At 66.2% G+C, this 18909-nt stretch carries 16 protein-coding genes, 1 tRNA gene and 1 pseudogene; 12 read left to right on the top strand and 6 right to left on the bottom strand.

From position 1 onward, the window contains the following. Positions 1-238: 238 nt before the first annotated feature. Entirely contained in the window at positions 239-1393 is a 1155-nt protein-coding gene (locus U0R18_RS03600; RefSeq protein WP_526367394.1) for an alkane 1-monooxygenase, read from the top strand. 12 nt (positions 1394-1405) lie between these two features. On the opposite strand, the gene U0R18_RS03595 is transcribed toward U0R18_RS03600, so the two are convergent. Continuing rightward, a tRNA-Leu gene (locus U0R18_RS03595) sits at positions 1406-1482 on the bottom strand. A 90-nt stretch (positions 1483-1572) separates the two neighbouring features. Between U0R18_RS03595 and U0R18_RS03590 the strand changes: the two genes are divergently transcribed. The 7 genes from U0R18_RS03590 (at position 1573) to U0R18_RS03560 (ending at position 8835) form a co-directional block, all read left to right on the top strand. Next, on the top strand, positions 1573-2196 hold the full coding sequence (locus U0R18_RS03590) for a two-component system response regulator PdtaR (protein WP_526367392.1): 624 nt from the start codon (positions 1573-1575) through the stop codon (positions 2194-2196). A gap of 230 nt (positions 2197-2426) precedes the next feature. Continuing rightward, positions 2427-3653 (top strand): branched-chain amino acid ABC transporter substrate-binding protein, encoded by a 1227-nt coding sequence (locus U0R18_RS03585; RefSeq protein ID WP_526366007.1) that lies wholly within the window; start codon positions 2427-2429, stop codon positions 3651-3653. Positions 3654-3736: 83 nt separating this feature from the next. Further along, positions 3737-4774, top strand: coding sequence for a branched-chain amino acid ABC transporter permease (locus U0R18_RS03580; protein WP_526366005.1), 1038 nt, complete (start codon positions 3737-3739; stop codon positions 4772-4774). Further along, the gene (locus U0R18_RS03575) at positions 4771-5964 is read left to right on the top strand and encodes a branched-chain amino acid ABC transporter permease (RefSeq protein WP_526366003.1); all 1194 of its coding nucleotides are present in this window, start codon (positions 4771-4773) and stop codon (positions 5962-5964) included. The genes U0R18_RS03580 and U0R18_RS03575 overlap by 4 nt, the downstream gene beginning before the upstream one ends. Continuing rightward, positions 5961-6824, top strand: coding sequence for an ABC transporter ATP-binding protein (locus U0R18_RS03570; protein ID WP_526366001.1), 864 nt, complete (start codon positions 5961-5963; stop codon positions 6822-6824). Before U0R18_RS03575 ends, U0R18_RS03570 begins: the two co-directional genes overlap by 4 nt. After that, positions 6808-7551 carry an ABC transporter ATP-binding protein gene (locus U0R18_RS03565; protein ID WP_526365999.1) on the top strand — a complete coding sequence of 248 codons (744 nt, stop codon included), beginning with the start codon at positions 6808-6810 and terminating at the stop codon, positions 7549-7551. The genes U0R18_RS03570 and U0R18_RS03565 overlap by 17 nt, the downstream gene beginning before the upstream one ends. A 258-nt stretch (positions 7552-7809) precedes the next feature. Next, a complete protein-coding gene (locus U0R18_RS03560; protein ID WP_526367390.1) occupies positions 7810-8835 on the top strand; it encodes a diiron oxygenase in 1026 nt (341 codons plus the stop codon). A 74-nt stretch (positions 8836-8909) separates the two neighbouring features. Here the strand turns inward: U0R18_RS03560 and U0R18_RS03555 are convergent, their stop codons facing one another. From U0R18_RS03555 to U0R18_RS03545, 3 genes are all read right to left on the bottom strand, one after another. Further along, entirely contained in the window at positions 8910-9137 is a 228-nt protein-coding gene (locus tag U0R18_RS03555; RefSeq protein ID WP_526365997.1) for a DUF167 domain-containing protein, read from the bottom strand. 85 nt (positions 9138-9222) lie between these two features. Further along, on the bottom strand, positions 9223-10428 hold the full coding sequence (locus U0R18_RS03550) for a lipid-transfer protein (protein ID WP_526365995.1): 1206 nt from the start codon (positions 10426-10428) through the stop codon (positions 9223-9225). Next, the gene (locus tag U0R18_RS03545; protein ID WP_526365993.1) at positions 10425-10922 is read right to left on the bottom strand and encodes a Zn-ribbon domain-containing OB-fold protein; all 498 of its coding nucleotides are present in this window, start codon (positions 10920-10922) and stop codon (positions 10425-10427) included. The genes U0R18_RS03550 and U0R18_RS03545 overlap by 4 nt, the downstream gene beginning before the upstream one ends. Before the next feature lie 89 nt (positions 10923-11011). Between U0R18_RS03545 and polA the strand changes: the two genes are divergently transcribed. Continuing rightward, positions 11012-13753: a DNA polymerase I gene (gene polA / locus U0R18_RS03540; RefSeq protein WP_526365991.1), complete on the top strand. Its 2742-nt coding sequence runs from the start codon at positions 11012-11014 to the stop codon at positions 13751-13753. Positions 13754-13826: 73 nt separating this feature from the next. On the opposite strand, the pseudogene U0R18_RS03535 reads toward polA, so the two are convergent. Next, positions 13827-14991: pseudogene (locus U0R18_RS03535) on the bottom strand (NDMA-dependent alcohol dehydrogenase). 60 nt (positions 14992-15051) lie between these two features. On the opposite strand from U0R18_RS03535, the gene U0R18_RS03530 reads away from it, so the two are divergent. Then, entirely contained in the window at positions 15052-15852 is an 801-nt protein-coding gene (locus tag U0R18_RS03530; protein ID WP_526365989.1) for a methyltransferase domain-containing protein, read from the top strand. On the opposite strand, the gene U0R18_RS03525 is transcribed toward U0R18_RS03530, so the two are convergent. Then, entirely contained in the window at positions 15825-17015 is a 1191-nt protein-coding gene (locus tag U0R18_RS03525; protein ID WP_526365988.1) for a PrsW family intramembrane metalloprotease, read from the bottom strand. The two genes, U0R18_RS03530 and U0R18_RS03525, sit on opposite strands and share 28 nt — an antisense overlap. 1 nt (position 17016) lies before the next feature. Here U0R18_RS03525 and U0R18_RS03520 point away from each other — a divergent pair, with 1 nt between their 5' ends. After that, positions 17017-17256 carry a hypothetical protein gene (locus U0R18_RS03520; RefSeq protein WP_526365986.1) on the top strand — a complete coding sequence of 80 codons (240 nt, stop codon included), beginning with the start codon at positions 17017-17019 and terminating at the stop codon, positions 17254-17256. Positions 17257-17377: 121 nt separating this feature from the next. Continuing rightward, positions 17378-18826: a 30S ribosomal protein S1 gene (rpsA, locus tag U0R18_RS03515; RefSeq protein WP_526365984.1), complete on the top strand. Its 1449-nt coding sequence runs from the start codon at positions 17378-17380 to the stop codon at positions 18824-18826. Positions 18827-18909: the final 83 nt, after the last annotated feature.

Here is an 18909-nt window from a genome sequence, read left to right as displayed (position 1 = left end):
GACAGTCCGCCCCCGGTGGCAAACTCATTTCTGCAATCCGGCTGAATTCGCCGCCAGATCTCGCGCAACGCGTCTTCGGTCGCGTGCGGCCTGCTGAAGTGCGTTGACGGGGCAATATCAACCTGGTGTCGGTAATTGTCCGGCGCGCCGTCGTGATCGAAACGTGACCCCTTCGCGTGGTCCGAGCTATCATGCTCGCGTGTCGAATCGACTAGACGCGATGGGGGCGCGTCCCACGATGGCCACGGTGTCGGCGCCCGCGCCCCGACGCCGGCGCAGTCTCCGTCGGTTCGTCTTCATGTTGACGGCGTTCGTTCCCGGCGCGGTGTTCGCGTCCTGGGCGCTGGTGCAGCTGACGGGCTGGGGCGCGTTCTGGTGGCTGGCGCCCGTTGTGACGTTCGGGATCATCCCGGTGCTCGACCTCCTCGTCGGTTCCCGGTCGTCCGATCAGTCGGCCGCCACCCTGGAAACACTCGAAGACGACCCGCTCTACCGCTGGGCCACCTATCTGTATCTGCCGGCGCAGTACCTCTCGCTGATCTTCGCCTGCTGGCTGTGGGCCGGCGGCGGTTGGCTGGTGATGGGCTTCATCGACAAGATCGGCCTGATGGTGACCGTCGGGATAATCGGCGGCGTAGCGATCAATGCCGCACACGAACTCGGCCACAAGACCAGCCGGACCGAACGCCGTGCGAGCAAGGTGGCCCTGGCGCAAACCTGCTACGGACATTTCTATGTCGAGCACAATCGCGGCCATCACAAACGCGTTGCGACGGTGGAGGATCCGGCCACGTCACGGTTCGGCGAGAGTCTGTACCACTTCGTGCCGCGGTCCCTCGTCGGGAGTGTGCGTTCGGCGTGGGCGCTCGAGTCGCGGCGGTGGGACCGGGCCGGGCGCACGCGCTGGAACCCCCGCAACGACGTCCTCAATTCCTGGGCGATGACGGCCGGGCTGTTCGTCGTTCTCGGGGTCTGGTTCGGTCCGGTGGTGCTGCCCTGGTTGGCGGCGCAGGCCGTCATCGGCATCGGCCTGCTGGAAACGGTCAATTACCTCGAGCATTACGGCCTGCGTCGGCAGAAGCTGTCGAACGGCCGCTACGAGAAAGTGTCGCCGGAGCACAGCTGGAACAGCGACACCCTGGTGGCCAACCTGTTGCTGTTCCACCTGCAGCGGCATTCCGACCACCATGCGAACCCCGCCCGCCGGTATCAGACGCTGCGCACCAGGACCGAGGCACCGCAACTGCCGGCCGGCTACGGCACCATGGTGCTGCTCGCGCTCGTTCCGCCACTGTGGCGCCGCGTGATGGATCCGCGGGTACTGGCGCACTACGACAACGACATTCGGCGAGTGGGCCTGAGCCCACGGGCCGCGCTGCGGGTCGGCGGGTAGCCCGGTCAGTCCTGGTGCCCTCGGTGAGACTCGAACTCACACTGCACGGGTTTTGAATCCGTTTCCTCTGCCAATTGGGATACGAGGGCGCGCGCGACTAACCACCATAGATGATCGCCCCGGCGACATCGTCGGCCCCGTGGCGGGTGATCGTGAACCGACTGCGCGACAATGGGCCGATGAGCACCGACGCCGCCGAGGCCCCCGCACACCGCGTACTCATCGCCGAGGACGAGGCGCTGATCCGGCTCGACCTCGCCGAGATGCTGCGCGAGGAGGGTTACGAGGTCGTCGGTGAGGCCGGTGACGGCCAGGAGGCGGTCGAGCTGGCCGAGAAGCTGACCCCCGATCTGGTCATCATGGACGTCAAGATGCCGCGTCGCGACGGCATCGACGCCGCCCGGGAGATTGCCGAGAAGCGCATCGCCCCGATCGTGGTGCTCACCGCCTTCTCCCAGCGCGACCTCGTCGAGCGGGCCCGCGACGCCGGCGCGATGGCGTACCTGGTCAAGCCGTTCTCCATCAGCGATCTGATCCCCGCCATCGAACTTGCGGTCACCCGGTTCAGCGAGATCTCCGCGCTGGAGAAGGAGGTCGCCACGCTGGGCGACCGTCTCGAGACCCGCAAGCTGGTCGAACGCGCCAAAGGACTGCTGCAGGCCAAGCAGGGCATGTCGGAACCGGAGGCGTTCAAGTGGATCCAGCGCGCGGCGATGGACCGTCGCACCACCATGAAGCGGGTGGCCGAGGTGGTCCTCGAGACGCTGGATCCCGCTGCCGAGGGTGCCCCCGACACGCCATAGACAGCCCGTCGGAGCCGACGGGGCGCGTTAACACTGCGTTTCCCGTCGCGCCGTTCTGTCCTCTTTGACCGCGCTGACCGCTGCCTTTGCCCTGCCTGCCGTTCGACGCGACGGCACGCCTGCGCCAACACCACGCGATTACGTCGCCGGTTGGCTATGTTCTTTCCGAAGCGTTGGGGGGCCGGCCAGGCCCGTCGGGGCCTTCGTGAACACTTACCTGGAGGTGGATAGTGCGCGGTCGCACAATGCGAAGTGCGGTGGTTCTCGGTTCGGCAGCCCTGTTGGCGTTCGGCGTCGCCGGCTGCCAGCAGCAGTCGCAGTCCAGCGGCGGCGGCGGTAGTACCGCGGAGGCCAGCGACCTCAAGATCGTCGAACAGATTCCGATCGACCAGAACGGCGCCGAGGTCAAACCCCCCGCCGGATCCACCCCTGTCGACCCCGCCGGCGACGGCAAGGCCACCTGCCCGCCGGTGTCGCTGGCGATGGCCGGCGCCCTGACCGGCGCCGACGCCGCGCTGGGCGTCAACATCAAGAACGGTGTGCAGATGGCCGTCGACGCGCACAATGCGGCCAATCCCGGATGCCAGGTCCAGCTGAAGACCTTCGATACCGAGGGCGACCCGCAGAAGGCCACCCAGGTGGCCCCGCAGATCGTCGACGACGCCTTCACCATCGGCCTGATCGGTCCGGCGTTCTCGGGTGAGACCAAGGCCACCGGTCAGATCTTCGACCAGGCCGGACTGGCCGCCACCACGGCGTCGGCCACCAACGTGACGCTGTCCGAGCAGGGCTGGAAGACGTTCTTCCGTGGCCTGTCCAACGACGGTGTGCAGGGTCAGTCGATCGCCAACTACCTGAAGAACAACCTCGGGTACAAGAAGGTCTGCGTCGTCGACGACAGCACCGACTACGGCCTCGGTCTGGCCAAGGTCGTGCGCGACACACTCGCCGGCGTGGCGGACGCGTCCTGCAATATCTCGGTGAAGAAGGGCGACAAGGATTTCTCGGCCGCGGTGAACCAGGTCAAGGGCGCTTCGCCGGAGGCCGTGTTCTACTCCGGTTACTACGCCGAGGCCGCACCGTTCGTGCAGCAGCTGCGCGACGGCGGCTTCACCGGCACGTTCGCCAGTGCCGACGGAACCAAGGATCCCGAGTTCGTCAAGCAGGCCGGTCAGTCCTCCAAGGACGCCATCCTGTCCTGCCCGTGCAGCCCGGCCACCGGCGACTTCGCCAAGAACTACAAGGAGAAGTTCGGCCAGGACGCCGGCACCTACAGCCTCGAGGGCTACGACCTCGGCACGATCATGCTCAAGGGCATCGACTCGGGCAAGATCACCCGCGCGGACCTGCTGGACTTCGTCCGCAACTACCAGGGCCAGGGCGTGGCGCGCCACTACCAGTGGACCGACACCGGTGAACTGACCGACGCCATGGTCTGGATCTACAAGGTTCAGTAACCACATACGCGTGAGACGCGCCCGAGACCCGACGGCCTCGGGCGCGTCTTGCACTTCCACCAGCTGAAGGAGCCCGCCACCGGATGACGGCCGATTGCCTGAACCAGTACGCCTGTCTGGCGGCCAACATCAACTTCAATGTCGATGGGCTGCTGAAGAGCTTCTGGCAGTTGACGATCGACGGCCTGTCCTGGGGTTCGATCTACGCCTTGGTGGCCGTCGGCTACACGCTGGTGTTCGGGGTGCTGCGGCTGATCAACTTCGCCCACTCCGAGATCTTCATGCTCGGCATGTTCGGCGCCTACTTCTGCCTCGACATGATCCTGGGGTTCACCCCCAGCGGCAACGCCTACAACAAGGGTGTCCTGCTGACCGTGTTCTACCTGGGCATCGCGATGCTGTTCGCGATGCTGGTGTCCGGAAGTGCCGCTGTCGGACTGGAATTCGTGGCCTACCGGCCGCTGCGGCGCCGCAATGCCCGGCCGTTGACGTTCTTGATCACCGCGATCGGAATGTCCTTCGTGATCCAGGAGTTCGTGCACTTCATCCTGCCGCAGCTCATCCACGGCTACGGCGGCAACAACGCGCAGCAGCCGATCATCCTGGTGCAACCGAAGGTGCAGTTCACGGTGCTGGGCGCCCACGTCAGCAACGTGACGCTCGTGATCATCGGGGCCGCACTGGTTTTCGCGCTGCTGACCGACATCGTGATCAACCGCACCAAGTTCGGCCGCGGCATCCGTGCGGTTGCGCAGGACCCGACGACGGCCACGCTGATGGGGGTGTCGCGGGAACGAGTGATCATGACGACATTCCTCATCGGCGGACTGCTCGCCGGGGCGGCGGCGCTGCTCTACACCCTGAAGGTGCCGCAGGGAATCATCTACTCGGGCGGATTCCTGTTGGGCATCAAGGCATTCTCCGCCGCCGTCCTCGGCGGTATCGGGAACCTGCGCGGCGCCCTGTTGGGCGGGTTGATTCTCGGCGTGATGGAGAACTACGGCCAGATGCTGTTCGGCACCCAGTGGCGCGACGTCGTCGCTTTCGTGCTGCTGGTCCTGGTGCTGTTGATCCGGCCCACCGGCATCCTGGGTGAGAGCCTCGGGAAGGCGCGCGTATGACCGCCCCGAAACATCAAGCGGCCCGGATGTTCTCGGCACCCGGTGACGGCCTGCGCACCTGGTGGGATGAACTGACCCGGGTGCAGAAGTGGGGATTCGGCGTCATCGGATTCGCGGTGATGGCGCTGCTGCCCATCTACACACCGTCCTTCCTGAACACCCCCGGGGTCAGCTTCGACGGGGTGATGGCCCAGTTCGCGATGATCGCCCTGGTGGCGATCGGGCTCAACGTGGTGGTGGGCCAGGCGGGTCTGCTCGACCTGGGGTACGTCGGGTTCTATGCCGTCGGCGCCTACACGGTGGCGCTGCTGACCAGTCCGCAGAGCCCGTGGAACCAGCTGAGTGCGCACGGGATGTTCAGCAAGGACTGGGCATGGCTCTCGTGCGTGCCGCTGGCGATGGCCTTCACCGCGCTGGCCGGCCTCATTCTCGGGTTCCCGACGCTCCGGCTGCGCGGCGACTATCTGGCGATCGTGACCCTGGGCTTCGGTGAGATCATCCGGCTGCTGGCGGACAACCTCAATGACGTCACCAACGGATCGCGCGGTCTCGGCGGCATCGCCTACCCGCGCTTCGGCGAGGATCGCGTTCCCGGTGGCTACTTCTCGGCCGGTAACGCCATGGGCAATTCGAACTACGGAACCTGGTGGTACTGGCTGGGTCTGGTCCTGGTCGCGGTGGTCCTGCTCATCGTCGGCAACCTCGAGCGCAGCCGGGTCGGACGGGCGTGGGTGGCGATCCGGGAGGACGAGGACGCCGCGGAGATGATGGGCGTCAACACGTTCAAGTTCAAGCTGTGGGCCTTCGTCATCGGTGCCGGCATCGGCGGGCTGTCCGGCGCGCTGTATGCCGGCCAGGTTCAGTTCGTCATCCCCACGAACTTCAACATCATCAACTCGATGCTCTTCCTGTCGGCGGTGGTGCTCGGCGGGCAGGGCAACAAGCTGGGTGTCATCTTCGGCGCGTTCGTGATCGTCTACCTGCCCAACCGGCTGATGGGCGTGCACCTGTTCGGGGTGAATCTGGGCGATCTGAAGTACCTGTTCTTCGGCCTGGCGCTGGTGCTGCTGATGATCTTCCGGCCGCAGGGCCTGTTCCCGGTGCGCCAGCAGCTGCTGGCCTACGGCAAGCGGGCACGTGCACTGTTGAAGGGCGCATCCGGCGGACCGGGTTCCAAGGCGGCCGCATGACTGCACCGGACGAGCACGCGGACGACACGCCCGTCATCGACGAGGAGATGGCCGCCCTGCACCGCGATGTCAACGTCGCCGAGGGTCAGGTCCTGCTGGAGACAACCGATTTGACCGTCAAGTTCGGCGGCCTGACCGCGCTGGATTCGGTGAGCTTCCAGATCCGGCGGGGGGAGATCCTCGGACTCATCGGACCCAACGGCGCCGGTAAGACCACCTGCTTCAACGCCATCACCGGGGTCTACCGGCCGGCATCCGGTTCGGTGACCTTCGACGGTGAGCCGCTGGGCCGGATCAAGCGTCATCAGATCACCCGCCGCGGGATCGCCCGGACGTTCCAGAACGTTCGGCTGTGGGGTGAGATGACGGCGCTCGAGAACGTCGTCGTCGCCACCGATGCGCGGCACCGAACGTCGGTGCCCGGGGCCGTTCTGCGCTCGCCGCGGCATCGCCGGGAGGAGCACAGCGCCATCGAGAAGGCCGCCGCGCTGCTGCAATTCGTCGGGATCGCCCACCGCGGCGAGGAGAAGGCCAAGAACCTGCCCTACGGCGACCAGCGGCGCCTCGAGATCGCGCGAGCACTGGCCACCGAGCCCAAACTGCTCTGCCTGGACGAGCCTGCCGCCGGGTTCAATCCGAGCGAGAAGGCCGCCCTGATCGAGTTGATCCGGGCGATCCGCGACGACGGCTACACGGTGCTGCTCATCGAACACGACATGCGTCTGGTGATGGGGGTGACCGACCGGATCGTGGTGCTGGAGTTCGGCCGCAAGATCGCCGACGGACTGCCCGCCGAGATCCGGGAGGATCCGGCGGTGATCGCCGCCTACCTGGGAGTGCCCGATGACGAACTCGAGTGACGACCGCAGGGTGCTGCTGGAGGTCCGCGATGTCGTGGTGAACTACGGCAGAATCGAAGCGCTGCACGGGGTTTCGCTGTTGGTGCGGGAGGGGGAGTTGGTCACCCTGCTGGGCGCCAACGGGGCCGGCAAGACCACGATGATGCGGGCGATCTCCGGTCTGCGGCCGCTGACCTCGGGATCGGTGTGGTTCGACGGTCGGGATGTTTCTCGGGTCAAACCGCACCAGCGGGTCATCGACGGGTTGATCCAGGCCCCGGAGGGCCGTGGGGTCTTTCCCGGTATGACGGTTGTCGAGAACCTCGAGATGGGTTGCTACGGGCGGACATTCGACAACAAGGCGCAACACGACGAACGACTGGACTGGGTATTCGAAACCTTCCCGCGGTTGGCCGAACGCCGCTCGCAGGTTGGTGGCACCCTCTCGGGTGGGGAGCAGCAGATGCTGGCCATCGGCCGGGCGCTGATGGCCCGGCCCAAGGTACTGCTGCTGGACGAGCCGTCGATGGGTCTGGCGCCGATGGTGATCTCGCAGATCTTCAAGATCATCACCGAGATCAACAAGCAGGGCACCACGGTCCTGCTGGTCGAGCAGAACGCCCAGCAGGCGTTGAGCCGATCCGACCGGGCCTACATCCTCGAGACGGGCACGGTCACCCGGTCCGGGCCGGCGCGGGATCTGCTGGCCGACGACAGCGTGCGCGCGGCCTATCTGGGCGTTGCCTGAGTCCAGCAAATTTCATATTGCTGCCGCACACTGTCGGCACTGTCAATATTTTCGTAGCTGAAACATGGTCGGACTTCGAGCTCGTGGTGTGGGGTGTCACAGATTCTTGGAGCGTTCAAGCTGGCCACGCTGCCATATTGCCGTGTATGTTTGTTCCCGCATTTGTTTGCTGTCGCCGAGCGATGGTTCGCCGGTGGCCGAGTCCGAGGGGCTGGTGGGGAGTTGGCAGCAATTACTTGCTGGACCCTGGTCCTCATCATGGTCTGCGGTCTCGGCTGGCGACGGAGTGTCCGCCGGCGACGGCGTCGCCGCGATGTCTTCGACGACACCGAGTATCTGCAGACCCTGGCAACGCTGTGTCAGGGCTCGGTGCGCCGCAGTTTCCAGGCCTACCGCGACATCGACTGGGACCATCCCGACTTCCGCGTCGGACCCGACGACCCGCGCTGGATCCTGCCGCGCACCGACGCGCTCGGACGCCATCCCTGGTATCTCGCGCAGTCTCGGAGCAGGCGCATCGAGATCGGACTATGTCGACAGGCCAATATCGCCAAGGTGGCCATGCAGTTCGAGAGCATTCTGGTCCGCGGGTTGATGAACTACACGTTCCGGCTGCCCAACGGTTCACCCGAATTTCGTTACTGCGTGCACGAATCCGTCGAAGAGTGCAATCACATGATGATGTTCCAGGAGATGGTGAACCGGACCGGGGCCGACGTCGACGGAATGCCGCGGTGGCTGCGCTGGCTCTCGCCGGCACTGACACTGGCCGCCGGCCCGATGCCCAATTCGTTCTTCTTCGGCGTGCTGGCGGGCGAGGTGCCGTTCGACTGCACCCAGACCGCCATCCTGCGCGACGCCACCCCGACGCATCCGATACTCGAGCGGATCGTCGCGATCCACGTGGCCGAGGAGGCGCGGCACATCTCGTTCGCCCATTCCTACCTTGGTCGCAGCGTGCCGGGTATTCCTCGATTCGACCGGTTCCTGTTGTCGCTGTACGTTCCGCTCGTCATGCGAATGCTCTGCGGCGCATTCCTGGTGCTGCCGCGGAGCTTCTTCGCGCAGCTGGGGATTCCGCGCGGGGTCCGCCGGCAGGCCTTCTTCGGTGATCCGGCCTCGCGTCAGATGTTGCAGGACATGTACAGCGATATCCGAATGCTCTGTTACGAGGTCGATTTGATGAACCCGGCCGCACGGTTGATGTGGCGCGCCTGCCGGATCGGGGGCCGGCCGTCGCGCTACCGCGGCGAGCCGACCCGCCGTCTCATCGACGCGCCCTGATTCTCGGCGAGCGTGCGTGTCGGCCCGCCGACACGCCGCTGCGTCCGTACTTCTGCGCACCCTCGCGGGCAGGGTCAGTCGATGCGAAACCGCTTGAGCCGGCTCGTCGCACCCGAGGCCAGTTTCAGCTGCTCGCGCGGCACCCCCAGGTAGTCGGCCAACAACCGGACGACGGCGGCGTTGGCCTTCCCGTCGACGGCGCGTTCCCGGACATAGATCGTCAGATCGCCGTCGTCACCGCATTCGACCAGCGGGCCCTTCTTGCTGCCCGGTTTGACACGGACCGTCACCATCTCGGCCATGACCGAACATTCAACCGCCGAGGGTGCACAAAAGTGCGGCCCGCGCGGCGTGTCGGTGGACCAACATGCACGCTCGCCGGAGGAATTATCTGGCGACGATCACCGACGAGCCATGACCGAAGAGCCCCTGGTTGGCGGTGACGCCGACGGTGGCGCCCTCGACCTGCCGGCCGATGGCCTGGCCCCTGAGCTGCCAGGTCAACTCGCACACCTGGGCGATGGCCTGGGCCGGGATCGCTTCGCCGAAACAGGCCAGACCGCCGGACGGATTGACCGGAACCTTGCCGCCGAGGGTGGTGGCGCCGCTGCGCAGGAGTTGCTCGCCTTCGCCCCGGGCACACAGCCCCAGGTGCTCGTACCAGTCCAGCTCGAGTGCGGTGGACAGGTCGTAGACCTCGGCCAGGCTGACGTCCTCTGGGCCGATGCCGGCCTCGGCGTAGGCCGCGTCCAGGATCTGGTCCTTGAACACGCGTTCGGGCGCGGCCACCACTGCGGTGGAATCCGTTGCGATATCCGGCAATTCGGGTAGGTGCTGCGGATAGCGAGGCGTGACCGTGCTGATCGCACGTACCGATGGCACGCCGTCGAGCGAGCCCAGGTGCTTGCGGGCGAAATCGGCGCTGGCCACGATCAGGGCTGCGGCGCCATCGGAGGTGGCGCAGATGTCGAGTTGCCGCAGCGGATCGGCGACCACCGGACTGGCCAGCACGTCCTCGACGGTGGCTTCCTTGCGGTAGCGCGCATTGGGATTCTGCAGGCCGTGCCGCGAGTTCTTGATCTTCACCTGGGCGAAGTCCTCGGACGTGGCGCCGTACAGATCCATCCGGCGCCGCGCCAGCAGCGCGAAGTACACCGGGTTCATCGCACCGATCAGGTGGAAGCGCTGCCAGTCCGGGTCGTTCTTGCGTTCGCCGCCAACCGGGGCGAACGCGCCCTTGGGGGTGGTGTCCGCGCCGATCACCAACGCCACATCGCAGAAGCCGGCCAGGATCTGCGCGCGGGCGCTCTGCAGGGCCTGCGAGCCGCTGGCGCACGCGGCGTAGCTCGAACTGACCGGCACGCCGTTCCAGCCCAACTTCTGGGCGAAGGTCGACCCCGCAATGAAACCGGGGTACCCGTTGCGAATCGTGTCCGCGCCGGCCACCAATTGGATCTGACGCCAGTCGAGTCCGGCCTCGGCCAGGGCGGCCCGGGCAGCGACGACACCGTACTCGGTGAAATCGCGACCCCATTTGCCCCACGGGTGCATGCCCGCGCCCAGGATGTACAGCGGATCGGGGCTCGTGCTCATCGGCGCCGCTCCTCCTCATCGCTCGTGCCTTGCGCTGCATCGTCGACAGCGCCTGACGGGATCCTCCACGCGTACGTCAGCCGCTGGACGCCGTCGTCGTCGACGTAGAGCGGGGTCAGGGCCAACTCGAGTTCCATGCCCACCCCCAGGTCGGTGGCCAGCGTGCCGTCGACCACCTTTGCCAGCACGATCAGGCCCTCGTCGGCCAGCTCGACCGCCGCGATCGCGAACGGCTCGAACGGATCGGGCGCCGGGTAAGGCGCCGGCGGCGGATACCGGTTCTCGGTGTAGCTCCAGATCTTTCCGCGTCGCGAGAGCGCGACGGGTTCGAGGACGTCGCTGTCGCACGCCGGGTTGGGGCAGTTGTTGGCGCGCGGGGGGAAGACGTAGGTCCCGCACTGCGGACACTTCGACCCGATCAGATGCGGAAGTCCTGCCTCGTCGACATCCCACCAGCCGTCGATCGCGGGCTGGGTCGCGGTAGCTTCTGGCACCCGGTCAGCGTAACGGAGATCGGCGGCCAAACTGAAACGTGTTCCAGTTTTGTTCCGGCCACCGGGAGCCGAGCCTGCTGTCGGGCCCGATGCTTAGAGTTGAGCCCGTGAGTCCCGCCAAGACTGCCCCTGTCGCCGACGCGCCTTCTGACACGAAGCCCACCCTGATGCTGCTGGACGGCAACTCGCTGGCCTTCCGGGCGTTCTACGCGCTGCCCGCCGAGAACTTCAAGACCAAGGGCGGCCTGACCACCAACGCGGTGTACGGCTTCACGGCGATGCTGATCAACCTGCTGCGCGACGAAGGTCCCACGCACATCGCCGCCGCCTTCGACGTGTCCCGGCAGACCTTCCGCAAGGAGAAGTACCCGGAGTACAAGGAGGGACGGTCGGCAACGCCCGACGAGTTCCGCGGCCAGATCGACATCACCAAGGAAGTTCTTGTCGCACTGGGTATCACCGTGCTCGCCGAGCAGGGGTTCGAGGCCGACGACCTGATCGCCACCCTGGCCACCCAGGCCGAGGACCAGGGCTACCGGGTGCTGGTGGTCACCGGCGACCGGGATTCGCTGCAACTGGTCAGCGATGACGTCACCGTGCTCTACCCCCGCAAGGGCGTCAGCGAACTAACGCGCTTCACCCCGGATGCCGTCGTCGAGAAGTACGGCCTGACCCCGGCGCAATACCCGGATTTCGCGGCGCTGCGTGGCGACCCCAGTGACAACCTGCCGGGCATCCCGGGTGTGGGGGAGAAGACGGCCTCGAAGTGGATCGTGGAGTACGGCTCGCTGCAGGGCCTGGTCGACAACGTCGACACGGTCAAGGGCAAGGTCGGTGACGCGCTGCGCGCGCATCTGTCCTCGGTGATCCTGAACCGCGAGCTCACGGACCTGGTCAAGGACGTTCCGCTGGCGCAGACACCCGACACGCTGCGGATGCAGCCGTGGGACCGCGATCACATCCACCGGCTGTTCGACGATCTGGAATTCCGGGTGCTGCGCGACCGGCTGTTCGACACGCTGGCCTCGACGGATCCCGAGGTCGACGAAGGGTTCGACGTCCGCGGCGGCGCGCTGGCGCCCGGGGCCGTCGGTGCGTGGCTCGATGAACATCTCGCTGCCGGTGAGCGGGCCGGGATCGCGGTCGTGGGCACGCATCTGGCTTTCGACAGTGACGCGACCGCATTGGCGGTGGCAGCGGCCGACGGCGAAGGGTGCTACATCGACACCACGGCACTGACCCCGGAGGACGAGGCGGCACTCGCACAATGGCTGGCCGACGAGGGCAGGCCGAAAGCCGTGCACGAGGCGAAACTGGCAATGCACGACCTGGCCGGGCGCGGCTGGACCCTGGCCGGGGTTACGTCCGACACGGCGCTGGCCGCCTATCTGGTGCGTCCCGGGCAGCGCAGCTTCGCCCTGGATGACCTCTCGTTGCGCTACCTGCGCCGCGAACTGCGGGCGGATACCCCTGAGCAGCAACAGCTTTCGCTGCTCGATGACGAAGAGGGCGTGGATGATCAGGCCGTGCAGACGCTGATCCTGCGCGCCCGTGCGGTCATCGACCTGGCCGAGGCGCTGGACACCGAGCTGGACCGGATCGACTCAGCGTCCTTGCTGGTCGACATGGAACTGCCGGTGCAGTCGGCGCTGGCCGGCATGGAGACCACCGGAATCGCGGTCGATCTGGACCTGTTGACCCAGCTGCAGAGCCAGTTCGGCGACCAGATCCGCGACGCCGCGGAGGCCGCCTATGCCGTCATCGGCAAGCAGATCAACCTCGGTTCACCCAAGCAACTGCAGGTCGTGCTGTTCGACGAACTGGAAATGCCGAAGACCAAGAAGACCAAGACCGGCTACACCACGGATGCCGACGCGCTGCAGTCGCTGTTCGACAAGACCGGCCACCCCTTCCTGCAGCACCTGCTGACCCACCGCGACAAGACCCGGCTCAAGGTCACCGTCGACGGCCTGCTCGCGGCCACCGCGGCCGACGGGCGGATCCACACCACGTTCAACCAGACGATTGCGGCCACCGGCCGGCTCTCGTCCACCGAGCCGAACCTGCAGAACATCCCGATCCGGACCGAGGCCGGACGCGAGATCCGGGACGGCTTCGTCGTGGGCCAGGGCTACGCCGAATTGATGACCGCCGACTACAGCCAGATCGAGATGCGGATCATGGCGCACCTGTCCGGCGACGAAGGCCTCATCGAGGCGTTCAACACCGGCGAGGACCTCCACTCCTTCGTCGCCTCCCGGGCCTTTAGCGTCGAAATCGCGGATGTCACACCGGAATTGCGTCGTCGGGTGAAGGCGATGTCGTACGGCCTGGCGTACGGCCTGAGTGCGTACGGCCTGGCTTCCCAGCTCAAGATCTCCACGGAGGAGGCCAAGGCCCAGATGGACCAGTACTTCGCCCGATTCGGCGGGGTGCGCGACTATCTCCAATCCGTCGTCGAGCAGGCCCGCAAGGACGGCTACACCTCGACCGTGTTCGGCCGGCGGCGCTATCTGCCCGAGTTGGACAGCAGCAACCGTCAGGTGCGTGAGGCCGCCGAGCGGGCGGCCCTCAATGCGCCCATCCAGGGCAGCGCGGCCGACATCATCAAGGTGGCGATGATCAACGTGGACACGGCATTACGTGGGGCCGGGCTCGGCTCGCGGATGCTCCTGCAGGTGCACGACGAATTGCTGCTGGAGATTGCCGACGGTGAACGTGACGAGGTCGAAGCATTGATCCGCGACAAGATGGGCAGCGCCTATCCGCTCGACGTGCCCCTCGAGGTGTCGGTCGGATACGGCCGCAGCTGGGATGCCGCGGCGCACTAGCCTTCCGCGCGACCGTGCACGTATATGCAGTTCGAGGGCCGGAGAATGCATAAGCGTGCACCCTCGCCAGGAGTCAACCGAACTCGATGATGCCGCGAATGTTGCGGCCGGCCCGCAGATCGGCGATCGCGTCGTTGATCCCGTCGAGCGGATAGCGGCGGGTTACCAACTCGTCGAGTTTGAGATCGCCACTGCGATACGTCGACAGCAGCATCGGGATGGCGTTGCGCGGGTTCATGCCGCCGAACAGCAAGCCCTTGAGCTGTTTACAACCCTGGATCATGTCGACGAGCACCAGCGGTACGGTGTTGACCTCGAGTTTGGGGATCCCCGTCATCAGACAGGTGCCACCCTTTCGGGTCAGCATCATGGCCGGCGCGATCAGTTCGGCAGGCAGCACGCTGGGGGTCAGCACGACGCGATCCGCCATCACGCCCCTGGTCAGTTGATGGACCAGCGGTATGGCCTCCTCGACGCTCGGCGCAGTGTCGGTGGCGCCGAAGAACTTTGCCGAATCACGTTTGAAATCAACGGGATCCACCGCTACCACGTTGCTGGCGCCGGCGGCGCGCGCACCCTGCACGGCGTTGATCCCGATCCCACCGGTTCCGATCACGACCACCGTGTCACCGGGCTCGGTGCCCACGCCGACGGTGGCCGACCCCCACCCCGTGGTGACCCCACAGGACACCAGTGAGGCCGCCTCGAAGGGGATGTCGTCGTCAACCTTCACGAGCGAGTCCTCGGCGACCACCATGTATTCGGCAAACGTGCCGAGCTGTGTCATCGCGAATCAGATCCTCGTCGCCGAGGTGGCGGCGCGCGGTGCCGTCGGTGGTCATCTGACGGGAGAACAACAGCGCGCCACCGTCACACATGTACGACTTTCCGGATACGCACCACCGGCACCGACCGCAGGCCGGGATGAACGAGGTCGCGACGTGGTCGCCGGGCCGCACCGAGCGCACGCCGGGACCGACTTCGACGACCACGCCGGCACCCTCGTGGCCGCCCAGGAGCGGGAAATACTCCGGCGCGAGGCCGCCCATCGCCTCCACCATCGCCTGCAGTTCCGGCACCATCACGCCGTCGCCGGTGGCGTAGTGATCGTCGGAGTGACAGACCCCGGCGACTGACATCTTCACCAGCACTTCGCCGTCGCGAGGCGGATCGAGCGTGATCTCCTCGATGTCCCAATCCCGCCCGACCCCCCGCAATACCGCAGCCCGACATTTCATCTCGTTCCCCCTTTGATCAGACCCCTGTCGCTGTCAGTATGCGTGTGGCAACGTGGGCTCATGTCCCATTCGACGTTCTGGGCGCGGGGCCACTACGACGCGGTGGGTGATCGCATCGCCGGCATCGCGAACCGAGTGGTCAGCACGGCGGACCGACGGGTCGGACTGCGCGACGGTGCCGTGGTGGACCTGGGCTGCGGCACCGGGACCGCCTCGCTGTCCGCGGCCGACCGTGGAGCGCGGGTGACCGGCGTGGATCTCACCCCGGAGTTGATCGAACTGGCCGAGTCCCGGTGCGGCGACCGGCAGATCACCTGGGTAGTGGGCGACGCGGCCGAAACCGGTCTGGCCGACAGCGGATTCGACGCGGTGATCTCCAATATGGGCATCATCTTCGTCGATCCCGGGCGGCAGGTCGCCGAGATCGCGCGGCTGCTGAAACCTGGTGGCGTGCTGAGCTACTCGTCATGGGTGCGCACGGAGCCCAATCCGATCTACGATCCGGTGGCTGCCGTTTTCGGAGCGCCGGCGACCGGATTCGCGCCCGATCAGTGGGGCGACCCACCAGTGGTGCAGGCCCGACTGTCCGACGCTTTCGTGCAGATCGAGATCGAGAACCACAGCCACACTTGGCAATTCGATTCGCTGACCACAACGATGGAATTCCTGACGGAGGAATCGCCGATCCACGTCGCGGCGTTCGCCATCGCCGACGCGCAGCAGAGTGCCGCGCTCCGCTCCGGGTTCGAGGCTGCCCTGGCACCCTACGTGGGTGTCGACGGCGCGGTGAGCTTCGAGTCCCCCTACGTCGTGGTCAGCGCAATCGCCCTGGGTCAGCGCGGCGGGGTGACGAACCGGTAGCCCGCCAGGGCACGCAACGTCGCGTCGTAGGCCGCCCGGGTCGTCCGTAGCGTTTGGGTCTCCTCGTTGAACAGCGCATCCACCTCGGGGTTGCCGAACCCGCGGTCGATGCGGTCCTTCACGAAGGCCAAGTCGACCACCTGTGCGGCGAACCGCTTGGTCGCGCGGGCCGCGTTCTTGCCGCCGAAGCCCTGCGCGGCGGCGATCGCCTGTTTGCGGGTCGCCAGCGAGCCCAGCCAGGTCGCTTCGTTGGCGGTCACCAGCCCGGCGGTCACCATGCCGGGAAGTTTCGCGGCGACGGTGCGCTGTTCGCGGCGCCGGCTGTGCACCGCCAGCGTGATCACCAGCGCGAAGATCGGCACCATGAAGAAGGCGTAGACGCCGAAGTAGGCCTTGATGCCGAACAACGCCGAGCCGTTCCACACGCCGTGCAGCAGCACCGCGGCCAGGTAGCCGAGCAGGATGCAGCCCGCCTTGGCCAACGGGTTGCGCCGTTTGAGCGCGAAGTACACCCCGATGCCCGTCATCGTGGTGAACAGCGGATGTGCGAACGGTGCCATCACCAACCGCAGGGCGGCGGTCACCAGCGAGGCGGCCAGCGTCTCGGCGTTGGCGATGTAGAAGATGTCCTCGATCCACGCGAAGCCCGCAGCCACCAGCCCGGCGTACACCAGGCAGTCGGTCAGCGAGTTGAGCTCGAGTCGGCGCCGGCCGGTCATCATCAGCAGCAAGAACGAACCTTTCGCCGCTTCTTCGATGAGCGGCGCGCCGAACGCGACGGTGAAGGCACTGGCATCGGACTCGATCGTCGAGGCCGGATTGATCGCGTGTTCGAACACCACTTCGAGCACGATCGACACCACGATCGCCAGCGACGCCCCCCAGAGGAACGCGAACACCAGCAATCGCGGCGGTTCGGGTTCCCAGCGGTCCAGCCACAGGTACGCCAGCAGGACGACGGTGATGGCCGCGGTGGTCAGCGCGATCCCGATGACGGCGCCGCCCGGGTTGGTGGCCGTGATCAGGACGAGGATCAGCGCAACTGCCGTGCCGAGCGCGATGATCACGCCGACGGGCGCACCCACCTTGCGGATCTTGGCCGGTAGACCGGCATGGAACGGCTGGGGCACTTGTGGGTGCGACGGCACCGGCGGATTGTGCACGATGAGCAGGCTAGTGTGTCCGGCCACGGTCTCGGCGTGGTTGTTGCTCGGGGCCGAGGGACCGCTGGTCCAGGTCGGGTTTCGCTACCTGCCCGACCGGCGTCGGAGCCCCCGACGCCAGGCCGACGGCTACGTGATGGGTTTCTGGGACAGACCCTTCGACCCAGCGGTCCTTCTGGTGAACGAATGGCTCGAGCGATACGGGACGGCGGGCCGCGATGATCCCCGCCAGCGGGGCTGAGTTTGTCCAGCGTGTGCCCGGTGACGTAGGCTTATCCGGTACCCGTGTGCACATGTTCGCGGGCACGAAAGAACCAACAACCTGTCCCTACGATTAGACCTGTCCGGAGCAACCCAACAATATGTCAAGTCCCTCCGTCACCTCTCCGCAAGTAGCCCTCAACGACATCGGCACCGCGGAGGATTTCCTCGCCGCCATCGACAAGACCATCAAATACTTCAACGATGGCGACATCGTCGAAGGGACCATCGTCAAGGTTGACCGTGACGAAGTCCTGCTCGACATCGGTTACAAGACCGAAGGTGTCATTCCTTCCCGTGAGCTGTCCATCAAGCACGACGTCGACCCCAATGAGGTTGTGTCCGTCGGCGACGAGGTCGAAGCTCTGGTCCTCACCAAGGAGGACAAGGAAGGCCGCCTGATCCTGTCCAAGAAGCGCGCTCAGTACGAGCGTGCCTGGGGCACCATCGAAGAGCTCAAGGAGAAGGACGAGGCCGTCAAGGGCACCGTCATCGAGGTCGTCAAGGGCGGCCTGATCCTCGACATCGGCCTGCGCGGCTTCCTGCCCGCCTCCCTGGTCGAGATGCGTCGCGTCCGCGATCTGCAGCCGTACATCGGCAAGGAGATCGAGGCCAAGATCATCGAGCTCGACAAGAACCGCAACAACGTGGTGCTCTCGCGCCGTGCCTGGCTGGAGCAGACCCAGTCCGAGGTGCGCAGCGAGTTCCTCAACCAGCTCACCAAGGGCGCCATCCGCAAGGGTGTCGTGTCCTCGATCGTCAACTTCGGCGCGTTCGTCGATCTCGGCGGTGTCGACGGCCTGGTGCACGTCTCCGAGCTGTCCTGGAAGCACATCGACCACCCGTCGGAGGTCGTCCAGGTGGGCGACGAGGTCACCGTCGAGGTCCTCGACGTCGACATGGACCGCGAGCGGGTTTCGTTGTCGCTCAAGGCCACTCAGGAAGATCCGTGGCGCCACTTCGCGCGCACGCACGCCATCGGGCAGATCGTTCCGGGCAAGGTCACCAAGCTGGTTCCGTTCGGCGCGTTCGTCCGCGTCGAAGAGGGCATCGAGGGCCTGGTGCACATCTCCGAGCTGGCCGAGCGCCACGTCGAGGTGCCGGACCAGGTCGTGGCCGTCGGCGACGATGCGATGGTCAAGGTCATCGACATCGACCTGGAGCGTCGCCGGATCTCGCTGAGCCTCAAGCAGGCCAACGAGGACTACACCGAGGAGTTCGACCCCTCGAAGTACGGCATGGCCGACAGCTACGACGAGGCGGGCAACTACATCTTCCCCGAGGGCTTCGATGCCGAGACCAACGAATGGCTCGAGGGCTTCGACAAGCAGCGTTCCGAGTGGGAGGCCCGCTACGCCGAGGCCGAGCGTCGGCACAAGATGCACACGGCGCAGATGGAGAAGTTCGCCGCTGCCGAGGCCGAAGAAGCGGCCCGGCCGACGTCGTCCTCGTCGTCGTCCAACGGTGCCTCGCGCGAAGAGGCCGGCGGTTCGCTGGCCAGCGATGCTCAGCTGGCCGCGCTGCGCGAGAAGCTCGCCGGCAACGCCTGACACTGACGCAATACACGAAGAACTCCCCGGCCCCGCAAGGAGCCGGGGAGTTCTTCGTTCTGGGCCCCTGACAGACTGGCACC

Source organism: Mycobacterium sp., assembly GCF_046330795.1.
Lineage (GTDB): Bacteria > Actinomycetota > Actinomycetes > Mycobacteriales > Mycobacteriaceae > Mycobacterium.
Note: the sequence above shows the minus strand (reverse complement) of the source record. Positions and strands in the feature narration are given on the sequence as shown.